This window comes from Pseudomonas sp. B1(2018) (assembly GCF_003097365.1).
GTDB classification, from domain to species: Bacteria; Pseudomonadota; Gammaproteobacteria; order Pseudomonadales; family Pseudomonadaceae; genus Aquipseudomonas; species Aquipseudomonas laurylsulfatiphila.
In genome coordinates this window covers 1-20,239 of record NZ_PYUK01000031.1, presented here as the reverse complement: position 1 = coordinate 20,239, position 20,239 = coordinate 1, and the positions used below count along the sequence as shown (strand labels likewise).

At 60.7% G+C, this 20,239-nt stretch carries 14 protein-coding genes and 1 pseudogene; 2 read left to right on the top strand and 13 right to left on the bottom strand.

From position 1 onward, the window contains the following. Window positions 1–13 precede the first annotated feature (13 nt). From C9422_RS30495 to C9422_RS30440, 12 genes are all read right to left on the bottom strand, one after another. Window positions 14–1,828, bottom strand: a complete 1,815-nt coding sequence (locus C9422_RS30495) for a DUF1302 domain-containing protein (RefSeq protein WP_256590048.1) — start codon at window positions 1,826–1,828, stop codon at window positions 14–16. Window positions 1,829–2,267: 439 nt separating this feature from the next. Then, a complete protein-coding gene (locus tag C9422_RS30490; protein ID WP_116583209.1) occupies window positions 2,268–3,827 on the bottom strand; it encodes a long-chain fatty acid--CoA ligase in 1,560 nt (519 codons plus the stop codon). Window positions 3,828–4,095: 268 nt separating this feature from the next. After that, window positions 4,096–6,816 (bottom strand): LuxR C-terminal-related transcriptional regulator, encoded by a 2,721-nt coding sequence (locus C9422_RS30485; protein WP_116583208.1) that lies wholly within the window; start codon window positions 6,814–6,816, stop codon window positions 4,096–4,098. 29 nt (window positions 6,817–6,845) lie between these two features. Continuing rightward, complete coding sequence (gene phaZ, locus C9422_RS30480) at window positions 6,846–7,682, bottom strand: poly(3-hydroxyalkanoate) depolymerase (RefSeq protein ID WP_116583207.1); 837 nt, start codon at window positions 7,680–7,682, stop codon at window positions 6,846–6,848. 87 nt (window positions 7,683–7,769) lie between these two features. Next, window positions 7,770–9,446, bottom strand: coding sequence for a class II poly(R)-hydroxyalkanoic acid synthase (phaC, locus tag C9422_RS30475; RefSeq protein ID WP_116583206.1), 1,677 nt, complete (start codon window positions 9,444–9,446; stop codon window positions 7,770–7,772). An 85-nt stretch (window positions 9,447–9,531) separates the two neighbouring features. Next, window positions 9,532–11,148: a GMC family oxidoreductase gene (locus C9422_RS30470; RefSeq protein WP_116583205.1), complete on the bottom strand. Its 1,617-nt coding sequence runs from the start codon at window positions 11,146–11,148 to the stop codon at window positions 9,532–9,534. Between the two features lie 11 nt (window positions 11,149–11,159). Beyond that, the gene (locus C9422_RS30465; protein WP_116583204.1) at window positions 11,160–12,593 is read right to left on the bottom strand and encodes a coniferyl aldehyde dehydrogenase; all 1,434 of its coding nucleotides are present in this window, start codon (window positions 12,591–12,593) and stop codon (window positions 11,160–11,162) included. A gap of 225 nt (window positions 12,594–12,818) precedes the next feature. Beyond that, window positions 12,819–14,399, bottom strand: coding sequence for an arylsulfatase (locus tag C9422_RS30460; RefSeq protein WP_116583203.1), 1,581 nt, complete (start codon window positions 14,397–14,399; stop codon window positions 12,819–12,821). A 56-nt stretch (window positions 14,400–14,455) separates the two neighbouring features. After that, window positions 14,456–15,289 carry an SDR family NAD(P)-dependent oxidoreductase gene (locus C9422_RS30455; protein WP_116583202.1) on the bottom strand — a complete coding sequence of 278 codons (834 nt, stop codon included), beginning with the start codon at window positions 15,287–15,289 and terminating at the stop codon, window positions 14,456–14,458. A gap of 32 nt (window positions 15,290–15,321) precedes the next feature. After that, on the bottom strand, window positions 15,322–15,744 hold the full coding sequence (locus C9422_RS30450; protein WP_095967153.1) for a MaoC family dehydratase: 423 nt from the start codon (window positions 15,742–15,744) through the stop codon (window positions 15,322–15,324). Window positions 15,745–15,756: 12 nt separating this feature from the next. Then, window positions 15,757–16,197 carry a MaoC family dehydratase N-terminal domain-containing protein gene (locus C9422_RS30445; protein ID WP_007973380.1) on the bottom strand — a complete coding sequence of 147 codons (441 nt, stop codon included), beginning with the start codon at window positions 16,195–16,197 and terminating at the stop codon, window positions 15,757–15,759. A 10-nt stretch (window positions 16,198–16,207) separates the two neighbouring features. Then, window positions 16,208–17,392: a lipid-transfer protein gene (locus tag C9422_RS30440; protein WP_116583201.1), complete on the bottom strand. Its 1,185-nt coding sequence runs from the start codon at window positions 17,390–17,392 to the stop codon at window positions 16,208–16,210. A 114-nt stretch (window positions 17,393–17,506) separates the two neighbouring features. On the opposite strand from C9422_RS30440, the gene C9422_RS30435 reads away from it, so the two are divergent. Both C9422_RS30435 and C9422_RS30430 read left to right on the top strand, forming a co-directional pair. Beyond that, the gene (locus C9422_RS30435; protein ID WP_116583200.1) at window positions 17,507–18,520 is read left to right on the top strand and encodes an AraC family transcriptional regulator; all 1,014 of its coding nucleotides are present in this window, start codon (window positions 17,507–17,509) and stop codon (window positions 18,518–18,520) included. A 125-nt stretch (window positions 18,521–18,645) separates the two neighbouring features. Further along, window positions 18,646–19,788 carry an acyl-CoA dehydrogenase family protein gene (locus tag C9422_RS30430; protein WP_095967156.1) on the top strand — a complete coding sequence of 381 codons (1,143 nt, stop codon included), beginning with the start codon at window positions 18,646–18,648 and terminating at the stop codon, window positions 19,786–19,788. Window positions 19,789–19,961: 173 nt separating this feature from the next. Here C9422_RS30430 and C9422_RS30425 read toward each other — a convergent pair. Next, window positions 19,962–20,239: pseudogene (locus tag C9422_RS30425) on the bottom strand (patatin family protein); the annotation flags it as partial.

Genomic DNA, 20,239 nt, shown 5'->3' with positions numbered 1-20,239 from the left:
GCCTTGTTCCTCATCAGAACTTGTAGCTGTAATTCATCGAGTAGTAGTCCCGGTCACGCAACGGGTCGTACTTGGCGTCGTTGTTGTACGTCACATAGTTGAACTCCAGGCTGTGGGCCTTCAGGTAGTCGAAACGAACGCCGGCACCGACGGTAAACCGGCCTTCGTTGAACTGACCGTCCATCGAAACCCCTTCCACGTCCTGCCCCAGAAACAAACTCGGGTAAGTGCTGACGCCTACGCCCAACAGGTCCGGGTACTCCAGTTGCCCTCGCAATCTGTAGCCCCAGGCGAAGTCGGTGATGTAACCGTCGTTCTTGCAGCCGTCGGGTTGCGGGTTGGTCGCAGTGCCGCAGAGGTTCCCGCCATAGCTGGGCGCCGAACCCGGGCCAAAGATGAAACCGCGACCGTAACGAATGTCGCTGTCACCCTGAGGGATGTCGTTCCACTGGAAGGCAACTTCACCGGCCACCTGCAGGCTCGAGGCGCCCAGAACGTTGGGGAACAGGTTGATGCCGTTGATCTGCAGCTGGGTTTTATCGAAGCGGTCATACCCGGTGATATAGGCGTTCGGGCCAGCGGCTCGCGCGCCCGCGCCTTGCGGTCCCACCCCTTGGGCAGCGGCGGCAAGCAGGTCGTTGCCGTTACGTTGTACCGGCGTGTTTGGCGAGTAGCTCAGTTCCGCACCGACCGACCAACTGGCCAACGTGGTGGCGGCGCTCAGGCCATACAGGTGGATGTCTTCGGGATACTCCCAGAAGGCAGTCGTCGAGGTCGCACCGAACGGCAGATTTTCATGGACCTGCACCGGGTTGAGGAAGGGTGCGCGCACCCCGGCGGGGATCCGGCCCCAATCGCCGCTGTGGGCGGAAATGATTGGCGTACGCGAGTGGATGGTCATGGCGTAGGCACCGAGCTCGGTGTCGATCGATTCGACCAGATAGTGCAGCGCCACACCCCATTGCCCCGAATCCCGGGCTTCATCGCCAGTGCTCAGCGGGACGTTCATGCCATTGCGAAAGCCGACCGGGTTGCTGACGTTAGGCAGCGACGTGGCCATGGTGCAACCACCCGGATGAGTCGAAATGATGGTTTCGGTGGTCGACCAGTAGTTGCCACAGCCCTCAACGGCAGTAGGCTCCCACTTGAACTGGTAGAACGCATCCAGCGACAGCCCGTCACTCAAACCGAAGCTGCCGGAAATCATCCACACCGGCAGCAACGCTTCCTTGATCTCGGTGCCCGGACGGCGCAGTGAAGGAACGTCGATCGGGTTGATCTGGTTGAGCCCCTGAACAAAGATGCTCTCGCCCCAGTTCAGCACCTGACGACCCAGGCGCACCTGCAGCGGGTGATCGTCCAGGTGGTAGGTGTCGTAGACATAGGCGTCGAGCAGGTAAACGCCTTTGTTCCTTTGCAGGTCGTCAAAGCCGTTATCGGACAATGGCTTTTTCTGGTAACCGTTGGCCTGGTTGCCAAAGTGCACGTCTTCGTCTTCCAGCGCCTGGTCGTACCAGCCCTTCACGCGCAGCATGCCGCCCATGTCGCCGTTGTGCAGGTTCAGTTCGGTGAGGAACTTGCCGATGGTAGAAAACCGGTCGCCGCGATCGTAGTTGAGGTTGCCGCCATCGGTATTGGAACCGCCCAGGCCGTCGGTCTTGCCGATCACCTGTCCGTCGAGTCGACTGTACAACTCGTTATCGCGCCCTTCGGCACGCCAGCTGCTGCCAACGGAAAGTGTGGTGTCGAGGCTCCCCGACCAACCGCTCTCGGTATCAAAATTGAATGCCTGGGCATTGCCGGCGCCCACTCCGAGAATTCCAAGCACGACTGCCTGACCAAGCTGATGCCGGACAAAGCCTGTTTGTGGCGAACTTATTCTTATCATTGTTCACATTCCTAAATAATCCCGACGCTACGGTTCAACCCACCACTCTTTGGCTCCTGGATTCCCTGTGAAAAACCTCCCTCCCCAACCACCCGGCCGCCAGAGACTGGCCGGACAAGTAAACATTGACTGCGCAGCGCTTAACCCTCCCGAGATGGGAGGGGGTTGGGAGGGAGGCAGGAAAGGGGGGGCACACAGCACTGGCGAATGGGAAATGCAGGCGCACGCCGCTGCCGGCTGTTGCGCACAACAGCCGGGGCGAATCAAGCAGGAAGGGAGAAACAGCCGGGTCGCAAAGGCTGTCCACAAGAACTCAGCGATGACTTGGCAGTTGCCGGCTCAAGTCATCCATGGTCGATTGCGCCCGGAGATGGGTCGCTCAACCAACTCGCCGCGAACTGCCCTGCCAGAACGGTTCACGCAGTTCGCTCTTGAGCACCTTGCCAGCGCCCGAGAGCGGTAACGCAGCACGGAACTCCACGCTTTTCGGCGCCTTGTAGCCGGCGATCTGACGCTTGCAATGGGCGATCAATTCTTTGCCATTCGGTTCAGTGCCAGGCTTGAGTACCACCACGGCATGCACCGCCTCGCCCCATTGCTCGCTAGGGATCCCGATCACCGCACACATGGCGATATCCGGATGGCTGCACAAGGCATTCTCGACCTCCGCCGAGAACACGTTTTCGCCACCGGTGACGATCATGTCCTTGAGGCGGTCGACAATGAAGATGTAGCCATTTTCGTCCATCCTGGCCCCGTCCCCCGTACGCAACCAGCCATCGCCAGGCAGAGCCGCCAGGGTTTGCTCGGGTTTGTTCAGGTACCCGCTCATTGCATTCGGACCCCGAACGACGATTTCACCGATGCTGCCACGTGGCACCTCACGGCCATCGTCGTCGACGATCTTGACTTCCACCGCCCGGGTGGCACGACCACAGGAGCGCAGCATGCCGGCAGCGGCGGCCGCCGCGGTGTGCTGAGCCGGGCCGAGCAGCGAAACAATGGGCGACATCTCCGTCTGGCCATAAGCCTGGAACAACTGCAGTTGCGGCAGCATGGCCTGCAGGCTCCACAGCGTCTGCTCCTGAATGGGCGAAGCGCCGTACACCAGGTGCTGCAACGAGGACAGGTCGTAATTGCCCACCTCGGGATGATTGATCAACAACTGAATCATGGTCGGCACCAGCATGGCCACCTGAATGCCGTGACGCTGAATCGCCGCCATCGCTTCGGCCGGCTGGAACGCCGGCAGAATGACGTGAGTCGCGCCTTCGAGCACACCGACATAACCGGTGGACATGTCCGCCAGATGGAACATCGGTGCTGCGCGCAGCATGACTGAATCAGGCGGCACCAGGCCCTCGACATCCAGCGCAATCTGGCTGCTCCAGAAGGCCGTATGACTGATCATCACGCCCTTGGGGAAACCCGTGGTGCCGCCGGTATAGAACACACCAAGGAGTGAATCGCCGCCACGGCGGGCATCCTCCATGGGCGAGGCCCGGGCAATCAGCGTTTCGTAATCCAGCATCGCATCCGGCGTGGTGCCATCACCGACGTAGATGACATGACGCAACGAAGGAACCTGCCTGGATAAGCGCAGACCGATGTCCTTGAAGGTCTCGTCAACCAACAGTACCGAGGTTTGCGAATCGGCCAGGGCATACGCGTTCTCCTCCGCACTCCAGCGTGTGTTGCAAAGATTGAGAACGGCATCGGCCCAGGGTACGGCGAAGCAATATTCGAGGTAACGATCAGAGTTCAAACCCAGCATGGCGACGCAATCGCCGCTCTGTACGCCAAGCTCACGCAACGCCCCGGCCAGTCTCGCAACACGCTCGACAAACTGGCGCAGAGTGCGACTGCGATCGCCGTAGATCGTCATTAATCGCTCGGGCGCGCACTGTAGATTACGGTGCAAGGGCTGAGTGAAGTACATGGTCTCTCCTGAAGTTGCAGCTATTGTTATTGTCCGTGCCTTGACGGCAGGAGACGGCAATGCCGGGCGCTCACCGCTTGGGGGCAGGAGCATTGCAGGTCTGGAGCCATCAGCGCTCACATGAACCCTGCATGCACGGTTTCACCACCGTTACCCGGCACCCTACCCCAAGGTGAAAACTGGCAACCCTCCCATCTAGGGAGGGGTGGTGGCGCGGTTCAACGGTTCAATACCTGGACTTTTGCGAGGATGCCAAGGCTATGCTGCGCTAGCTAAGCAACCCGACTTGCCGCGCCTTGCTCACTGCATCCTCGCGAGAAAAGGCACCCAACTTGCCGAAGATATTCTTCAGGTGCCACTTGATGGTTCCAGGCGAAAGATCGAGGGCCTTGGCGATGCTCTTGGTTGACAGCCCACGGGCCAGATGTTCGACCACTTCAAGCTCACGGGGCGAGAGGATATCGCTGCCGGGCGCAGGTGCCCGACCACCCTCACCTGTCCCGCTCGAGAGGCTCTGCGAATCGGCGCCGTGCATCAGACAGTGTTGAATGTAGTCACGCTCCAGCGCTGTCAGTGCATCGACACTGAGCGATTGCAGCAGGCGCAGCCCCGCCGCTCCTTCATCAAGAAACACCCGGAACATCCCGTATTCGCAGGCATTGCGCAGTGCCGTGGACATCTGGCGCTGGGCCTCTTGTGGTTCATGGAGCGCTGTCCTGGCAATAGCGACACGGATTCGCAGCACGGTGGCTGGTTGTAACTGCCCCCACTCCTGACAGACCAGTGCCCAGCTTTCTCCTACTTCGACCGCGCATCGATAGTCGCCTTCGGCCAGGGCCAAGGCCGTGTGTGCCATTGCGCAGGCCAGGGGGATCTCCGCCCAGGCACAACCGCGCTTGCCCTGATAAGGCATGGCCAGCGCGCGCAATCTGCGAAACGCCTCGCGCGCGCGGGCCAGATCGTGCTGATGGCAGGCGATACGTATCTGCTCGGCAAAACGCCACGCCTGCAGGCGATCAAGGCCAATGCTTTCGGCGATCTCGCCCAATCGATCGAGGGTGGCGTGGGCCGCCTCCAGCCTGCCCGCAGCACACTGCAAATGCGCCTGGGCAAGGTAGGTATACAAAATGCAGTCAGAGGTCCCCAGGACCTCGGCGACCCCGAAGCAGCCTTCAACGTAGTCCTCGGCGGCTTCCAGGCTGTTCAAGTGATAGCAGGTCAAGGCCAGGGTAGACTTGATGAAGATGGCGACATCCTGCGCCAGTGACTCGTTGCGCGTCACTTGCACCAGGACACCTTCGAGATCGCGGCGGGCCTGGTTCATATCGCCCTGGACAAAAAAACTGAGGCCACACAGCGCATCGAAAAACGGCCGGGCCCGAGGGCCTTGCGCACGCCGGAGCAGACCTCGCGTGCTGTAGACCAGATCCCGTACAAACACTGTTCGACCCGCCTTGAGCAATGCCACGCCGCCAAGGGTATAGAGCATCAACAGGTGAAAGTGGCGCTGGCTGGGCGGCTGCGCCATCAAGGGCTCGAGCAGCGCCAGTACAGCTGTCGTATCGTCCCTTCTGAGCAGGAACATGGCCCTCAGCAATTGCAATTCAGTGTCTATTTTCGGCCGGCTGACTTCCGGGTGAGCTTCGATCGAGGCGAGTGTGAGCTCGAATCTCTCCATGCGATTGCAGGTGAGTTCTGCCCAGGCAACCGCCAGGAGCAGGTCAATCTGCTTGGACCAGGCTTCACGCGGCAACTCGTCGGCCAACTGCAGCAGTTGTGCGAAATGCGCGTCACCGATCAGCGACCTCGCCGCCCGTGCCAGCAACTGCACGCTGCCCTCAAGATCCCGGGCTGCCTGAGCATGACGAATCGCCTCGACGTACAAACCGTGGTCGGCAAACCATTGGCTGGCGGCGTGATTGACCCGAATCACCTCCACAACCGGCAGCTCATTGCGGCGCCGTTGCAGATACCCGGAAAACATCTGGTGGAAACGGAACCACTGCAGGCGACCCTCGAGGTCGATCGGCAACAGGAACAGATTCTGCTCGAGCAATATGTCAAGCACCGCCGCGTTTTCCGGGCTACCCGTCAATGCGACGCACAGCTCGCGATTGAATCGTCGGCAGGTCGAAACCTGGACCATGGCAGCGATTTGCCCGGCAGAAAGCACACGACTGATGCAGTCATCCAGATAGGCATCGAGACCTGATTCATCGATCGCCATGACCATGCCGCCACAGGCTCGCAGGCTCTGTTCAAAATTACCGCTGTGGCGAAGTGACAGGACACCGATCTGCAGGCCCGCGGCCCAACCGTCCGTCAGCTCATACAGACGTTGTTGCTGCTCGCCGGACAGGTTTTCTAGACCATTGAGCTCAAGCAGACTGAACTGCTCCTCGGCCGTCAGGCGCAAGTCGGCAAAATCAATCTGGGTCAACTGCCCCTTGATGCCGATCGCCAACAGATTGAGCGCCGGACGCTGGCGTGTGGTGATCACCAGATGGAAATTGTCCGGTGCCAGATCGATCAGGCGCTGGATCATCGCCAATGCCGGCTGCGCAGTGAGGAAATGCAGGTCTTCGAGGAATAGATAAATGGATCGAGGATGCTCGTAGAGCGCGTTGACCAGCAGCGACAGCAACACCTCCAGCGAACGCTGGTCAGTGCGCTCGCTCAGGCCAATGATATCGTCGCCGACAGCCAGGCCCGCGGCCCCCAGACTGGCGACCAGATACGCCGCCCAGAGCGTCTCGTCGTCGGCCCCCAGGTTGAACCAGGCGACATCCAGCCCCGCACCGATCAAGCGCTGGCGCCATTGCGCCGCCAGCGTGCTCTTGCCACTGCCCGCAGGCCCCAGGATCAAGGTCAACTTGCGCTCGCGCCCTGCCTCGATCAGTTCCAGCAGACGCTCACGCGGCAGCGACCGGGGATCGATTCGGGGCGGCGACCATTTGGTGCGGATGAGTATCGTGTTGGAGGATTTCATAAGGCTAGCGAACCAATGAACTGCTCATGTCACGCTTGATGAATTCTAGCGCGCTGCCGTTCCTGCGCGAGGAAGGACGAGATGATCGGCGCAACGGTTTGCGCCCGGGCCACCAGGAACAGATGGCCATCGCCGATCACATGCAACTGCGAATTGGGAATGCGCCTGGCCAACAGGCGCATGTTGGGCAACGGAATGATCGGGTCGTCATCGCCGGCCAGAATCAGGGTCGGCTGATGGATCCGATGCAGCCAGTGAATGCTGGTCCAGCCCAGGCCCGCCAACAGTTGCAGGTAGTAACCGCGCCTGCCGCCGGAGCGCACCTTGCTGGCGAACGCTTGTGCCAGTGCAGGGTCATGGCGAAAAGCACCGCCATAGATGTCCGGCGCGATCCGCGCGCCGTAGGACGGCTGGATGTAACGGCGCGCAGAGGCCATCCTCCACAGCACTTTGGGTTTGGCCGGCAGCATGGCCATGCCCGCACACGTGGCGGCCAGGATCAGTTTCTTGCAACGCTGCGGAAAATCGTGGGCGAACTGTTGTGCCAGCGCTCCGCCCCAGGACACGCCGATCACGTTGACCTGGCCAACGTCCAGATAATCGAGCATGCGCGAAACCCGTTTCGCCAGGTCAGAAAACCGGTAAGGCAAGCTCGGCAGGGAGGAGCCGCCGACGCCGGGCACGTCGAAGGCGATCACTTGCATGTCCGGATCAAGCGCCCGGACGAATGGAAACAAAAGCTCCAGGTTGGCGCCAATGCCATTGAAGACTAGCAACGGCGGCAGATCGGCCTTGCCTGGACGAATGGCAACGCGCAGATGCCCGCCATCCAGTTCGATGGTGCGATAGACAAAGGGCTGTGACATGTTACGGAGGTTCCTTCTGCGGCGCCGGGCCAAGGGATCTGGAACGTGGACAGGACGGGACGCAAGCGCCCGTCCGGCTACAGCGAGTCAGCGCACGTGCACGTAGGTGCCAGGAGCCGGTTCAGCCGCGACGTAAGCCTTGTTGCCAAGTTTGACGGGGGCCTTCCTGCTCTGACCGGAGCGTGCCTGCAACCAGGCCAGCCAGTGAGTCCACCAGGAGCCGGTCTCTTTGGTGGAACCTTCCAGCCAATCCTGGGCATCAACCGGCAGGCTGCTGCCGGTCATGAAGCGGGCCTTGGGGTTACCCGGCGGGTTGAGGATGCTCTGGATATGCCCGCTGTTGGACACCACGAACTCACCCTGGCCGCCGAACAGGTGCATCGAGCGGTAGCAGGCATCCCATGGGGTGATGTGGTCGGTCAGGCCCGCCATGCAATAGAAATCGCTGGTGACCTGCTTGAGATCAATTGGAGTGCCGCAGACCTCCAGGGCGCCGGCACGGGCCAGCGGGTTGGTCTGGTACATCTCGATGAATTCGCCGTGCAGCGCGGCCGGCAGGTTGGTGGTGTCGTTGTTCCAGTAGAGGACATCGAATGCAGGCGGCTCGTTACCGAGCAGGTAGTTGTTGATCCAGTAGCTCCAGATCAGGTCGTTGGGGCGCATCCAGGCGAAGACTTTTGCCAGCTCACGACCTTCCAGCACACCCGCTTGATAGGAACGGCGCTTGGCCGCCTCAAGGGTTTTCTCATCAGCGAACAGCGAGACCTGGGTGTCGGGGCGAATATCGAGCATGCTGACCACCAGGGTGAAGGCATTCACCTTGCTCTCGCCCAGTGCCGCGTAGTGGCCCAAAAGCGACGACATGGTACTGCCTCCAGAGCACGCGCCAAAGGTGTTCAGATCAGTGCTGCCGGTAATCGCCAGCACTGCGTCGACCGCCTCTTTCAGGGCTTCGACATAGGTGGACAAGCCCCACTCGCGTTGCGCCTTGCCCGGATTGCGCCAGCTGACGGCAAAGGTCTGGATGCCACTGTCGAGAAGGAAACCAATCAGGCTCTTCTGCGGCGCCAAATCAAACAGGTAGAACTTGTTGATCTGGGGCGGCACCACCAGCAACGGGCGCTCCAGCACCTGCTGGCTTCGAGGTTTGTACTGAATCAGCTCCAGCACCTCGTTTCGAAACACCACCGCGCCAGGCGTCGTGCCCAGATTGCCACCCACCTCGAAGGCCGTCTTGTCCACCTGACTGGGCATGCCACCGTTTTCAATCAGATCGCGGGTCAAGTGCGCGAATCCATCCAGAATGCTCTTGCCACCGGTTTCGAAGAAACGCTTGAGAGCCGCAGGGTTGGCCAGGGTGTTGGTCGGCGCCATCGCCTCGGCCAGCAGGTTGATGACGAACTGGCCACGGCTGGCATCCTGATCGCTGAGGTTGCTGCTACTGATCCAGTCGTTCATTTCCCGGCACCAGGCCAGGTAGGCCCGCATATAGCGACGATACAGCGGGTTGCCCTGCCAGGCTGGCTCATCGAAACGCTTGTCCCCCGCCGCCGGCTTCAGATCCGAACGGTCGAGCAGGATGTTTTTCAGTTCCATGCCGAACGCAGCCATGTGTCGGGCGCTGTGCACGGGTTGCTTCAACACTTGTTGCAGGACCATGCGAGCGCTGCTGAGTATGTCGCGCCCGCGAGGGCCGAACGCTGGATTCAGGCTCAGCGTGTGCTTGGCGGCTTGCAGGGAGAGCTCTTTATCATTTTTGTCCATTGTGACACCCCATGCTTGACACTAGGCCCCTTGGTGGCTCGGGGCCTTGATCGCTTCGTGGAAGTAACTCAAATCACAGACAGGCTCACAGGTGACGCGCGTCTTCCTTGAGCATGGCGGCAGCCTTTTCACCGATCATGATGGTCGGCGCGTTGGTATTGCCCCCGGGAATGGTCGGCATGATCGAGGCGTCGGCAATCCGCAGGCCTTCGACACCGCGCACCCGCAGACGCGCATCGACCACGGCCAGCGGGTCACTGTCAGGGCCCATCTTGCAGCTGCCTACCGGGTGATACTGGGTATCCGCGCGACGGCGGATGTCCTGCTCGATCTGCCGGTCGTCATTCCAGTCGACGGGATAGATCAGTTGCGGTCCGAAACGGGCGAAATGGGTGGACTCGAGGATCCGGGCCTGGGTCTTCGCCGCCTGGATCAGCAACTCGATGTCTTCCCGTCGATCGAAAAAGCGCGGATCGATGACTGGCGCGTCGAGCGGATCGCGGCTGCGCAGGGTCACGGTGCCTGTGCTTTTCGGGCGCAGTACCTCGATATGGCAGCTGTAGCCGTAACCCCAATGCAAGTGACGACCATGGTCGTCGACCACGGCGGTGACGAAGACCATCTGCAGGTCGGGCTTGTCCAGCGCCGGATCGGAACGCAGGAAAGCGCCGGCCTCGGCGAAATTGGTGGTCAGCATGCCGCTGCGCTTGCTCGCCCACTCCACGGCAGCAGCCGCCAGCTTGACGCTGGAACCCACGGTGAGGCCCAGGCAACCCTCCGGATGACTGACCTTGTACGGCACCGTGTAGTCGATATGATCCTGCAGGTTCTGGCCGACGCCTGGCAGGTCCACCAGCACCGGGATACCCAGCCGCGTCAACTCCTCGGCCGGCCCGATACCCGACAGCATCAAGGCCTGTGGAGTACCAAAGGCGCCAGCGGCGAGAATCACTTCACGGCGGGCACGCACTTCCTGCACATCCTTGCCGTTGTGGTAACGCACACCCACGCAGCGCTTGCCCTCGAAGATCAGGCTGTGGAACGGAGCGTTGAGGTAAAGCTGAAGATTTTTCCGATCAAGGATCGGCCACAGGTAGCCCTTGGCCGCGCTGCAGCGTTCTCCGTCCTTCTGGGTCACCTGGTAGCGGAAACAACCGTCCTGCTGGCGACCGTTGTAGTCGTCAGTACGGGCGATGCCCTGCTCCTCGGCGGCACTCATGAAGACTTCGCACAGAGGGCTCGGCGACTTCAGTTCAGCGACATTCAACGGGCCGCCAGCGCCATGGAACTCGGTCTCGCCAAAGCGCTCGTTGTGTTCCGATTTCTTGAAATACGGAAGAACCTCCTCATAACTCCAGCCGGGGTTGCCGAGGTTCTCCCAATGGTCATAGTCCCAGCGATGGCCGCGGACGTAGACCATGCCGTTGATCGAGCTGGACCCGCCCAACGCCTTGCCACGCGGCTGGTAACCCTTGCGCCCGTTGAGCCCCGGTTGGGGCACGGTTTCGTAGGACCAGTTATGAAAACCTTCACGCATCATCACCACTACGCCCGGTGGTGCCTGAATCAACACTTTCTTGTCACTGCCGCCGGCCTCGAGCAGGCAAACACTGACCTGAGGATCTTCACTGAGGCGCGCCGCCACCGGACAGCCACCCGAGCCGCCACCCACCACCACGTAATCGAACACATTCTGACTCATATCAATCTTCCTCAAGACTTCACATCCGCATCCGGCTTGCCCAGGTAAAACGCCAGCGCCAGGCTCTGCAGCCGGCCGCCAAAGGGTGGATGGAAGAGATGGGTGGGAAACCAGGTACGCCTCTTGAACACGGTGCGCGCGTGACTGAGCTCGCGAAACCCTTCTTCTGCGTGATAGTTGCCCATACCGGAATTTCCCGTGCCACCGAAAGGAGCACCGTGGTTGAAAGCGTGCCAGCCCCAATCGTTGATGGTCACGCCACCGGAATGGGTCCGTTTGAGCAATCGATCGATGCTCGTCGTGTCGGTTGAAAAAATGTACAGCGCCAGGGGACGTTGCCCGCTGTTGATGTGGGCCACCACACCGGTGAGGCTGTCATAACCCAATACCGGCAACAGCGGACCGAAAATTTCTTCCTGCATCACCCGCATTTCCGGCGTCACCCCCGTCAGGATGTGCAACGGCATCCTGCGCCCCGGGGCAACCTCGCCACAGACAATGATCCGGGCGCCCTTGGCCCGCGCATCTTCAAGCAGGCCCTGGAGGCGCTGAAACTGACGATCATCGATGATCGAACTGTAGTCATCGTTAGCGGCAGGCCGTTCGCCGTACAGCGCCTGGAACTGGCGGCGCACTTCGCCGACGAAGCGCTCGATATCGTCCTGGGGAACCAGGGCGTAGTCCGGTGCGATGCAGATCTGCCCGCCATTGGTGCCCTTGCCGTGAACGATACGTCGTGCGGCATCGCTCAGGTTGTAGTCAGCCAGCACCACCGCAGGCGACTTGCCACCCAACTCCAGTGTCACCGGCGTCAGGTTGGCTGCGGCGGCACGCATGACCAGACGCCCGACTCCAGGGGACCCGGTGAAGATGATGTGGTCGAATGGCAGCGAAGAGAAAAAGCCCGGATCTTCAAGCTCACCACCGACCAGGGCCACTTGCGAGTCGTCGAACACCTCTGCCAGCAGACGCTTGAGGACCTCGTTGGTGTGCGGGTTGAACTCGGACATCTTGAGCATCACCCGGTTGCCTGCGGCGAGCGCACTGACCAGACCCGCAATGGCGATGTAAACCGGAAAATTCCATGCCGATATGACCCCCACCACGCCTTTCGCCTGATACTCCACCCACAACTGATTGCCCTTGAACAGCAGCTCTGTGGGGCGTCGGCTTGGCTTCATCCAGCTCCCCAGATGCTTGAGGGTGTGATTGATGTGCAAGATGCAACCCATCAGGTCAAGGAACTTGGTGTCGACGGCGGAGCGATGGCCAAAATCGGCGCTCATCGCCACGACAATGGCGTCCTGGTAACGCCGTAGCTGGGTGCGCAGTGCGATCAGATTGGCCTGGCGCTCAGCCAGCGAGGAATGAGGTTGAGCACGGAAAGCCTCACGCTGGGTATTGAACACGCGGGCCACTCGCTGAACCGCCATTTCCTGGATCATGCCTTGATTCCTCTGAACTGAAGACCACCAACACCCACTGTCGCGTTCAACCTCAGGTATCGCTGCGTGAACAGAGGGTATGGCCGTCACTGTGGACTTCAAATAGCCGAAGACATCAAAGCTATTGCACTTGACCTCAGTTGCCGGCCGCCTTGCCTGGCACGACACTCGGGTGAAATCTTCGTCACGCAAACAAAGATGCCACCCGGAGGTGGCATCGATGGGTTACTGCTGCTTCTGCTGCCGCGCGTTCTCTTCGATCTGCGCATCCACCCGCTTGCGCACCTGGTCGATACTGAAGCTGGCGGGTTTCTGGCTGGGCGGGTACTCGACGAAAGTTTGCAGGAACTTCGCGGCTTTCATCGTGGCCACACCAAGCAGGTAGGCATTCTTGATTATCCAGTCGTAGTACTGATTGGAAACAACGTCCGCCCTTTCATAGGGGTCCATGCGCAAGTTGAAGATCTTCGGCGCCCGCAGACAGACGAAAGGTTCGCTCCAGACCTCGAAACCTCCTGGCTTGCGCTGCTCGCAGAACACCGCCTTCCAGTCACCGAAACGCGACGCGACCAGCACACCGTCGTCGTTGAAGTAGTAGAACTCCTTGCGCGCACCACTCTTGGCCTTGCCGGTCAGATAGTCGAGCTGGTTGTAGCCGTCCAGGTGCACCTTGAAGTTCTTGCCCGCAAAATTCGCCCCCTTGAGCAGGCGTTCCTTGACGTCGGTATCACCCGCTACCGCCAGCAAGGTCGGGAACCAGTCGAGACCGGAGAACATTTCAGTGGACACTTCACCCGCCTTGATCTTGCCCGGCCAACGAACCATCGCCGGCACACGGAACCCGCCTTCCCAGTTGGAGTTTTTTTCGTTGCGGAACGGTGTGGTTGCCGCGTCCGGCCAGGAAAACTGATTCGGACCATTGTCGGTGGTGTAGACGACGATGGTGTTGTCGGCGATTTTCAGGTCGTCGAGGGTTTTCAGCAGTTTGCCGACGTCACCGTCGTGCTCGAGCATGCCGTCCGCGTACTCGTTGCCGGGCATGCCACTCTGGCCTTTCATCGAGTCGCGCACGTGGGTAAACAGGTGCATGCGGGTGGTGTTCATCCACACGAAAAACGGCTTGTCTGCCTTGACTTGTCTCTCCATGAACGCTTGAGCAGCGGCGGTGGTTTCGTCGTCGATGGTTTCCATGCGCTTGGCGGTCAATGCGCCGGTGTCCTCAATCTTGCCATCGGCATAGGAATGGATGACCCCACGCGGTGTGGCGGCCTTGACAAAGTCCGGATCATCTTTAGGCCAATTGGCACGCTCGGGTTCTTCTTCGGCGTTGAGGTGGTACAGGTTGCCGAAGAACTCGTCAAAACCGTGATTGCTCGGCAGGAACTCATCGCGATCGCCCAGGTGGTTCTTGCCGAACTGACCGGTCGAATAGCCTCGAGCCTTGAGTGCCTGCGCAATGGTAATGTCGCGCGCCTGCAGGCCGACTGGCGCCCCGGGCATTCCGACTTTGGTCAGGCCCGTACGCAACGGTGTCTGGCCGGTGATGAACGAAGAACGTCCTGCGGTGCAACTGTTCTCCGCGTAGTAGTCAGTGAACATCATGCCTTCGTTGGCAATGCGATCGATGTTCGGTGTCTTGTAGCCGACCACGCCATGGCTATAGGCACTGATGTTGGTCTGGCCGATATCGTCGCCGAAGATCACCAGAATATTGGGTTTATCCGCCGCCCCGGCTGTCGCCGAAAGGCCTATCAACGAGACGCCCACCAGGGCCATCCGCGACAACCACGCGCGCTTGTCTTTCATGATTTGTCCTTGTTGTTTTGACTGAATGCTTCGGATTGTCCGGACAGCGGTGGCGCTTAGATTCCGGTCAGCCCGCCGCTACAGATCAACGTCTGGCCACTGACATAGTCGGACTCGGGGATGCAGAACATGTACACCGAGCCGGCAGCTTCTTGCGGGGTACCGGCACGCCCCAACGGAATGCTGCGCTCGAGCATGGTCATCAGGTCAGGGTTGATGCCGACTTTGATCTCGCGACCTTCGATCTCGGCGGTGGCGTTACCGTCGGCAGTGGCTTCGGTCAGACGAGTCTTGATAAAGCCGTAGGCCACGCAGTTGACGGTGGTGTTCAGGCGCCCCCACTCCTTGGCCAGCGTCATGGTCATGCCGGTGATACCGGCCTTGGCGGTGGAATAGTTGGCCTGACCGGCATTACCGAACAGCCCGGCAACGGAGGAAATGTTCACCACTTTGCGAATGTTACGCAGGCCGGCGTCCTGTTCAGCCTTGACCAGGTTGCGAATGACCGGCTGCGCCGCGCGCAGGATGCGAAAAGGCGCGGTAAGGTGCACATCGAGCATGGCGTACCACTGCTCGTCAGTCATCTTCTGGATCACGCTGTCCCAGGTGTAGCCCGCGTTGTTGACGATGATGTCCAGACCCTTGTAATGCTCGATCGCGGTGCCGACGAAGCGCTCGGCGAAGTCAGGCGCTGAAACGCTGCCGATACAGGCGACGGCTTCACCGCCCATGGCCTTGATGGCCTCGACCACTTCCTGAGCCGGCTCGGTGTCAAGGTCATTGACCACCACGCGGGCACCATCGGCTGCCAGCTTCAGGGCGATGGCACGGCCGATTCCACGACCGGAGCCGGTAATCAGGGCAACTTTACCTTCGAGTTTCTTGCTCATCTGTCTCTTCCGTAAAAGGTTGATAAAAGGGGTTAGCCAATGGCGATGGCGATCAACGCGTCGCCGACGATCTTGACCTGTCCGTACTGGTTGACCGTGGCCACCTCGACCCTGGCGCAACGTTCGCCGTTGACTTCGACGATCTCGGTTACCTGGCCCTTGCAGGTGATGACGTGTCCCAGGTGAGTGATGCCCTGGAAGCGCACGCCAAAGCTGCGCAGCCGGCTTTGCGGCACCCACTGGGTCAGCAGGCGACCCAGCCAGGCCATACTCAACATGCCGTGGGCAAACACGTCCGGCATGCCGGCCTTGCGGGCGAAATCCACGTCGATGTGAATCGGGTTGAGGTCGCCCGAGGCGCAACCGAACCGCGCCAGCGTGGTGCGGTCGACCGCCGCCAGCGTCAGGGGTGGCAGCCGGTCACCGACCTTCACGTGTTGCAGTGAATGACTCATGGTCGGGACTCCTCAGTTGCGGACCACGAGCACGGTGCGCAACTCGGCGACCAGCTCGTTTTTGTCGTTGTGGACTTGCGAGGTCTTGACCAGGAACTCCAGCGCGCCGTTTTTCTTGTCGAAAATATCGGCGATCCGCGACTTCACGGTGACCGTTTCCCCGGCACACACCGGCTTGTGATAGGTGAAGCTCTGTTCACCGTGAAGAATCTTCGCGATCGGGATTTCCAGATCCGCCAGCATGCTGTCCACGGTGCCGGCATCCAGCTCGGCACCGAACAGGAATGTCGGCGGGACCAGCACGTCGCACAAGCCTGCTCCTTGGGCGGCAGCGAGATCGGTGTACAACGGATCGGTCTCGCCAATGGTCCGGGCGAATGCGCAAAGACGCCCGCGCTCAAGCGTCATCGTGGTGGCGGCCAGTTCGTGGCCGATCCACTTCTTGTCGATCATCCGTCGCCCCTCAGACTTTTTCGTAGAGGGTGACGACGCAGGCGCCGCCCAACCCGAGATTGTGTTGCAGGGCCAGACGCGCGCCGTCTACCTGACGTGGACCCGCTTCGCCACGCAACTGCTGGACCAGCTCGGTGCACTGGGCCAGGCCGGTGGCGCCCAGTGGATGGCCCTTGGAGAGCAACCCGCCGGAAGGATTGGTGACGAATTTGCCGCCATAAGTGTTATCGCCGTCCTCGACAAAGCGCTCCGCCCCGCCGATCGGGCACAGGCCCAGCGACTCGTAGGAGAGCAGCTCGTTCTGTGCGAAACAGTCGTGCAACTCGACCACCTGGATATCTTGCGGACCGACACCGGCCGCCTCGTAGACATTCTGCGCGGCCGTGCGGGTCATGCTGAAACCGACCACTTCGCGCATGTCTCTCGCATCGAACGTCCTGGACGTGTCGGTGGTCATGGATTGCGCACGGATGCGTACTGCGCCCTTCAGGCCGTGGCGTTTCAGGAAGTCCTCCGAACAGAGGATCGCCGCCCCGGCGCCGCAGGTCGGCGGGCAAGCCATCAGGCGCGTCAGCACGCCGGGCCAGACGGCAGGCGAGTTCATCACGTCTTCGGCGCTGACGACGTTACGGAACAACGCCATCGGGTTGTTGGCGGCATGGCGACTGGCTTTGGCGCGGATCTTGGCAAAGGTTTCCAGGCGGGTGCCGAACTCCTGCATATGCGCCAGGCCAGCGCCACCGAAGTAGCGCAGCGCGAGCGGGATGCCGGCGTGCCCGACCAACTCATCGGTGGCCAGGTCGAAGCGCTCGAAAGGGCTGGGGCGGTCGTCAAAGAGCGTACCCAGCGCACCCGGGCTCATTTGCTCAAAACCCAGCGCCAGGGCACATTCCGCCGAACCGCCGCTGACTGCCTGGTTGGCCAGGAACAGCGCGCTGGAACCGGTGGAGCAGTTGTTGTTGACGTTGACCACCGGGATACCGGTCATGCCGACTTCGTATAGCGCGCGCTGGCCTGCAGTGGAGTCACCATAGACGTAACCGACGTACGCCTGCTCTACCTGCGCGTAACCCACGCCGGCATCGACCATCGCGGCACGCAAGGCGGCAGCGGCCATTTGCGGATAGGGCGCGTTGGCGCCCGGCTTGACGAAAGGGATCATGCCGACCCCAATCACATAGACATTGCGACTCATAGCGGCTTTCCTGAATTTAAGTTGCGGCACGGTGTGACTTTGTGGGCTTAATGTGATGGCCGTGCGCAAAACCGCCAATGTCATGGCGCCGCAAATGACTTGCAGAATCCACCAATGTCGAATCCAACCCCCGTTACCTTCGCCTCCGTTTTCGTCTCCTCCCTGCTCGCCGCAGCCCGTGATCGCGGCTACGAGATCGAGGGCTTTCTACGCGACGCAGGGATCGATCCACAGCAGCCTCAGGACCTGGACCACCACGTCACCGTCGACCAGTACGTTGCCCTGCTGCGCAAGACCATCAAGGGTCTCGATGACGAAGGCATCGCGCTGTTTTCGCGAAAATTGCGCCGCGGCAGCTTCATGCTGATGATGCGTTCAGCCCTGACCGGCGACACTCTGTACGGCGCCCTGCGGGAATTCACCCACACCCTGCGGCTCCTGCAAGACGACCTTGACCCGGTGCTGCTGGACGACGGTCGGCACGTAAGGGTCGAACTGCACTTCCTCACCACTCAGGTCGAGTCCCGCGATTTCGCCCACGTGCTGTTTCTGCGACTGATCTGGCGCGTCATGGCCTGGCTGGAAGGCGGGAGCTTGCGCCCCGCTGGTATCGACGTGGCATTCACACAACCTGAATCGGTTGGCGACTACCGCAAGCTCTTCCCTACGGAACTGCGCTTCGGCACAGCCTTCTCGACTATCTGGTTCGACTCCCAGGCACTGCAGGCACCCGTGCGCCGTGACAGCTCCCATCTGCATGAATACCTGGCCAAGGCCCTGCTCGACCTTCTGGTGCCCGCCATACCCGCACGCGTCAGCGACCGGGTGCGGGTCTATCTGCGTGAAGAACGCGCGCGCCATAGCGGCTGGCCAGACCTTGAACAGACCAGTGCCGCCCTGCACTGCTCGGCCAGTTCATTGCAACGTCACCTGGCTCAGGAAGGCGCCTCTTTCCAGAACATCCGCGATAGCCTGCGCCGCGACTGGGCGCTCTACCGCCTGAAAACCAGCAAGCTGCCGACACCGGTGCTGGCCGAGGAACTTGGCTTCGCCGACAGCGCCAGCTTCCAGCGCGCCTTCAAGCGCTGGACCGGCCAGACCCCGGGCCAGGTTCGCAAGGGCAACTGACCGATTGAGGTCAAGTGCAACAGCTTTGGGGCCAGCGGCTATGTGCGCGCACGCCCCCTCGTTCTAGGCTCGCATTTCGCACGCTGCCATCGGTGGCGAAGCCCAAAATTGCGGAGACCGAGCTTATGTTGCCCCAACTGCACCAACATTCCTGGATGGATAGCGACATCGAGGCCTATCGCGACCAGGTACGTCGCTACATCGCCAATGAGATGACACCGCACAACGATGCCTGGCGCGAACAGGGCTACGTACCGCGCGAGATCTGGCAGGGCTTTGGCGAGATGGGTTTTCTGCTGCCGGAGATCAGTGAGGAATACGGCGGTGCCGGCGCGCCGCTGTCCTATCAACTGGTCGCCCTGGATGAACTGGCTCGCGCCGGAATGCCGCCCAGTACTGCGGTGCACTCCATCGCCACCCACTACATCCTCGACTACGGTACCGAAGAGCAAAAGCAAAAATGGATTCCCCGCCTGGCCAGCGGCGAGCTCTTCGCCGCCATCGCCATGACCGAACCCGATTGCGGCTCCGACCTCAAGACCCTACGTACACGCGCCCGCCGTGATGGCGACGAGTACGTGATCGACGGTTCCAAGACCTTCATCACCAACGGCTACAGCGGCAACCTGGTGGTGATCGCCGTGCGCACTTCCGACGATGGCGCCAAGGGTATTTCACTGGTAGTGATCGAGACCGAGAACCTCAAGGGCTACAGCGTCAACAAGCTGAAAAAGATCGGCCTGCATGGCTCGGACACATGCGAAATGTTTTTCGACAGCGTGCGCGTACCGGTCGCCAATCTGCTCGGCCCGGTCGAGGGCAACGGGTTCATCCAGCTGATGAGCCAACTTTGCTATGAACGCATGTTGCTGGCTGTGCCCGCCGTGGCGGTTATGGAGCGTGCGCTGGAGCTGGCCACGGACTACGCCAAGGAACGCCGGATGTTCGGCCAGAAACTGTTCGACCTGCAGAACACCAAGTTCAAGCTGGCCGAGTGTGCCACCATCACCCACATCGCCCGCACATTCGTCAACGACTGTACCCAGCGCTTGCTCGACGGCAAGCTCGATCCTCAGGCCGCCTACATGGCCAAGTTGTGGTGCAGCGATATGCAGTGCAAGGTTACCGACGAACTGCTGCAACTGTTCGGTGGTTACGGGTATATGGACGAATACCCTATCGCCCGGATGTTTGTCGATTCGCGCGTACAAAAGATTTATGGCGGCGCCAATGAAGTCATGAAGGACCTGATCGCTCGTCAGCTGTAGGTCTGGGCTGCGCCTTTTTCTTTGGCAGTTCCCCTCCCTGGTGTCTGCTTCTTTCTTGAATGAAAAGCCCGCTCATCGAAGCGGGCATTTACTGTTGTTGCCGCCCTCCTCCTGCTCCGAAAGCCAACACTCCCGACCGACGCAGTTGTTCCAGCCTCTCTTCAGCGGTTGCTTCATCGTTTAACGTTTTCCAGGTACGGCAATTTATGCCACGGATAGCCCTTCGCGCTGAGTTGAAAGGCGTAATCGAACAAACGCTTCATGTACTCGCCATCGAATTTCCTTTCGTGCGCAAAGTTAAAGTCGGAGCCAATGTACGCAAGATTGAAATCCGCCCCATCCTGTTGCGCCATACGGTAGATACGCTCCAGGTCGCTGATCCCCTGGGTTTGAATCAAGGCGCTGATGGCCCGGCCGCCGATGCTCAATGTGCGGCGCTTGGTCCCGGACC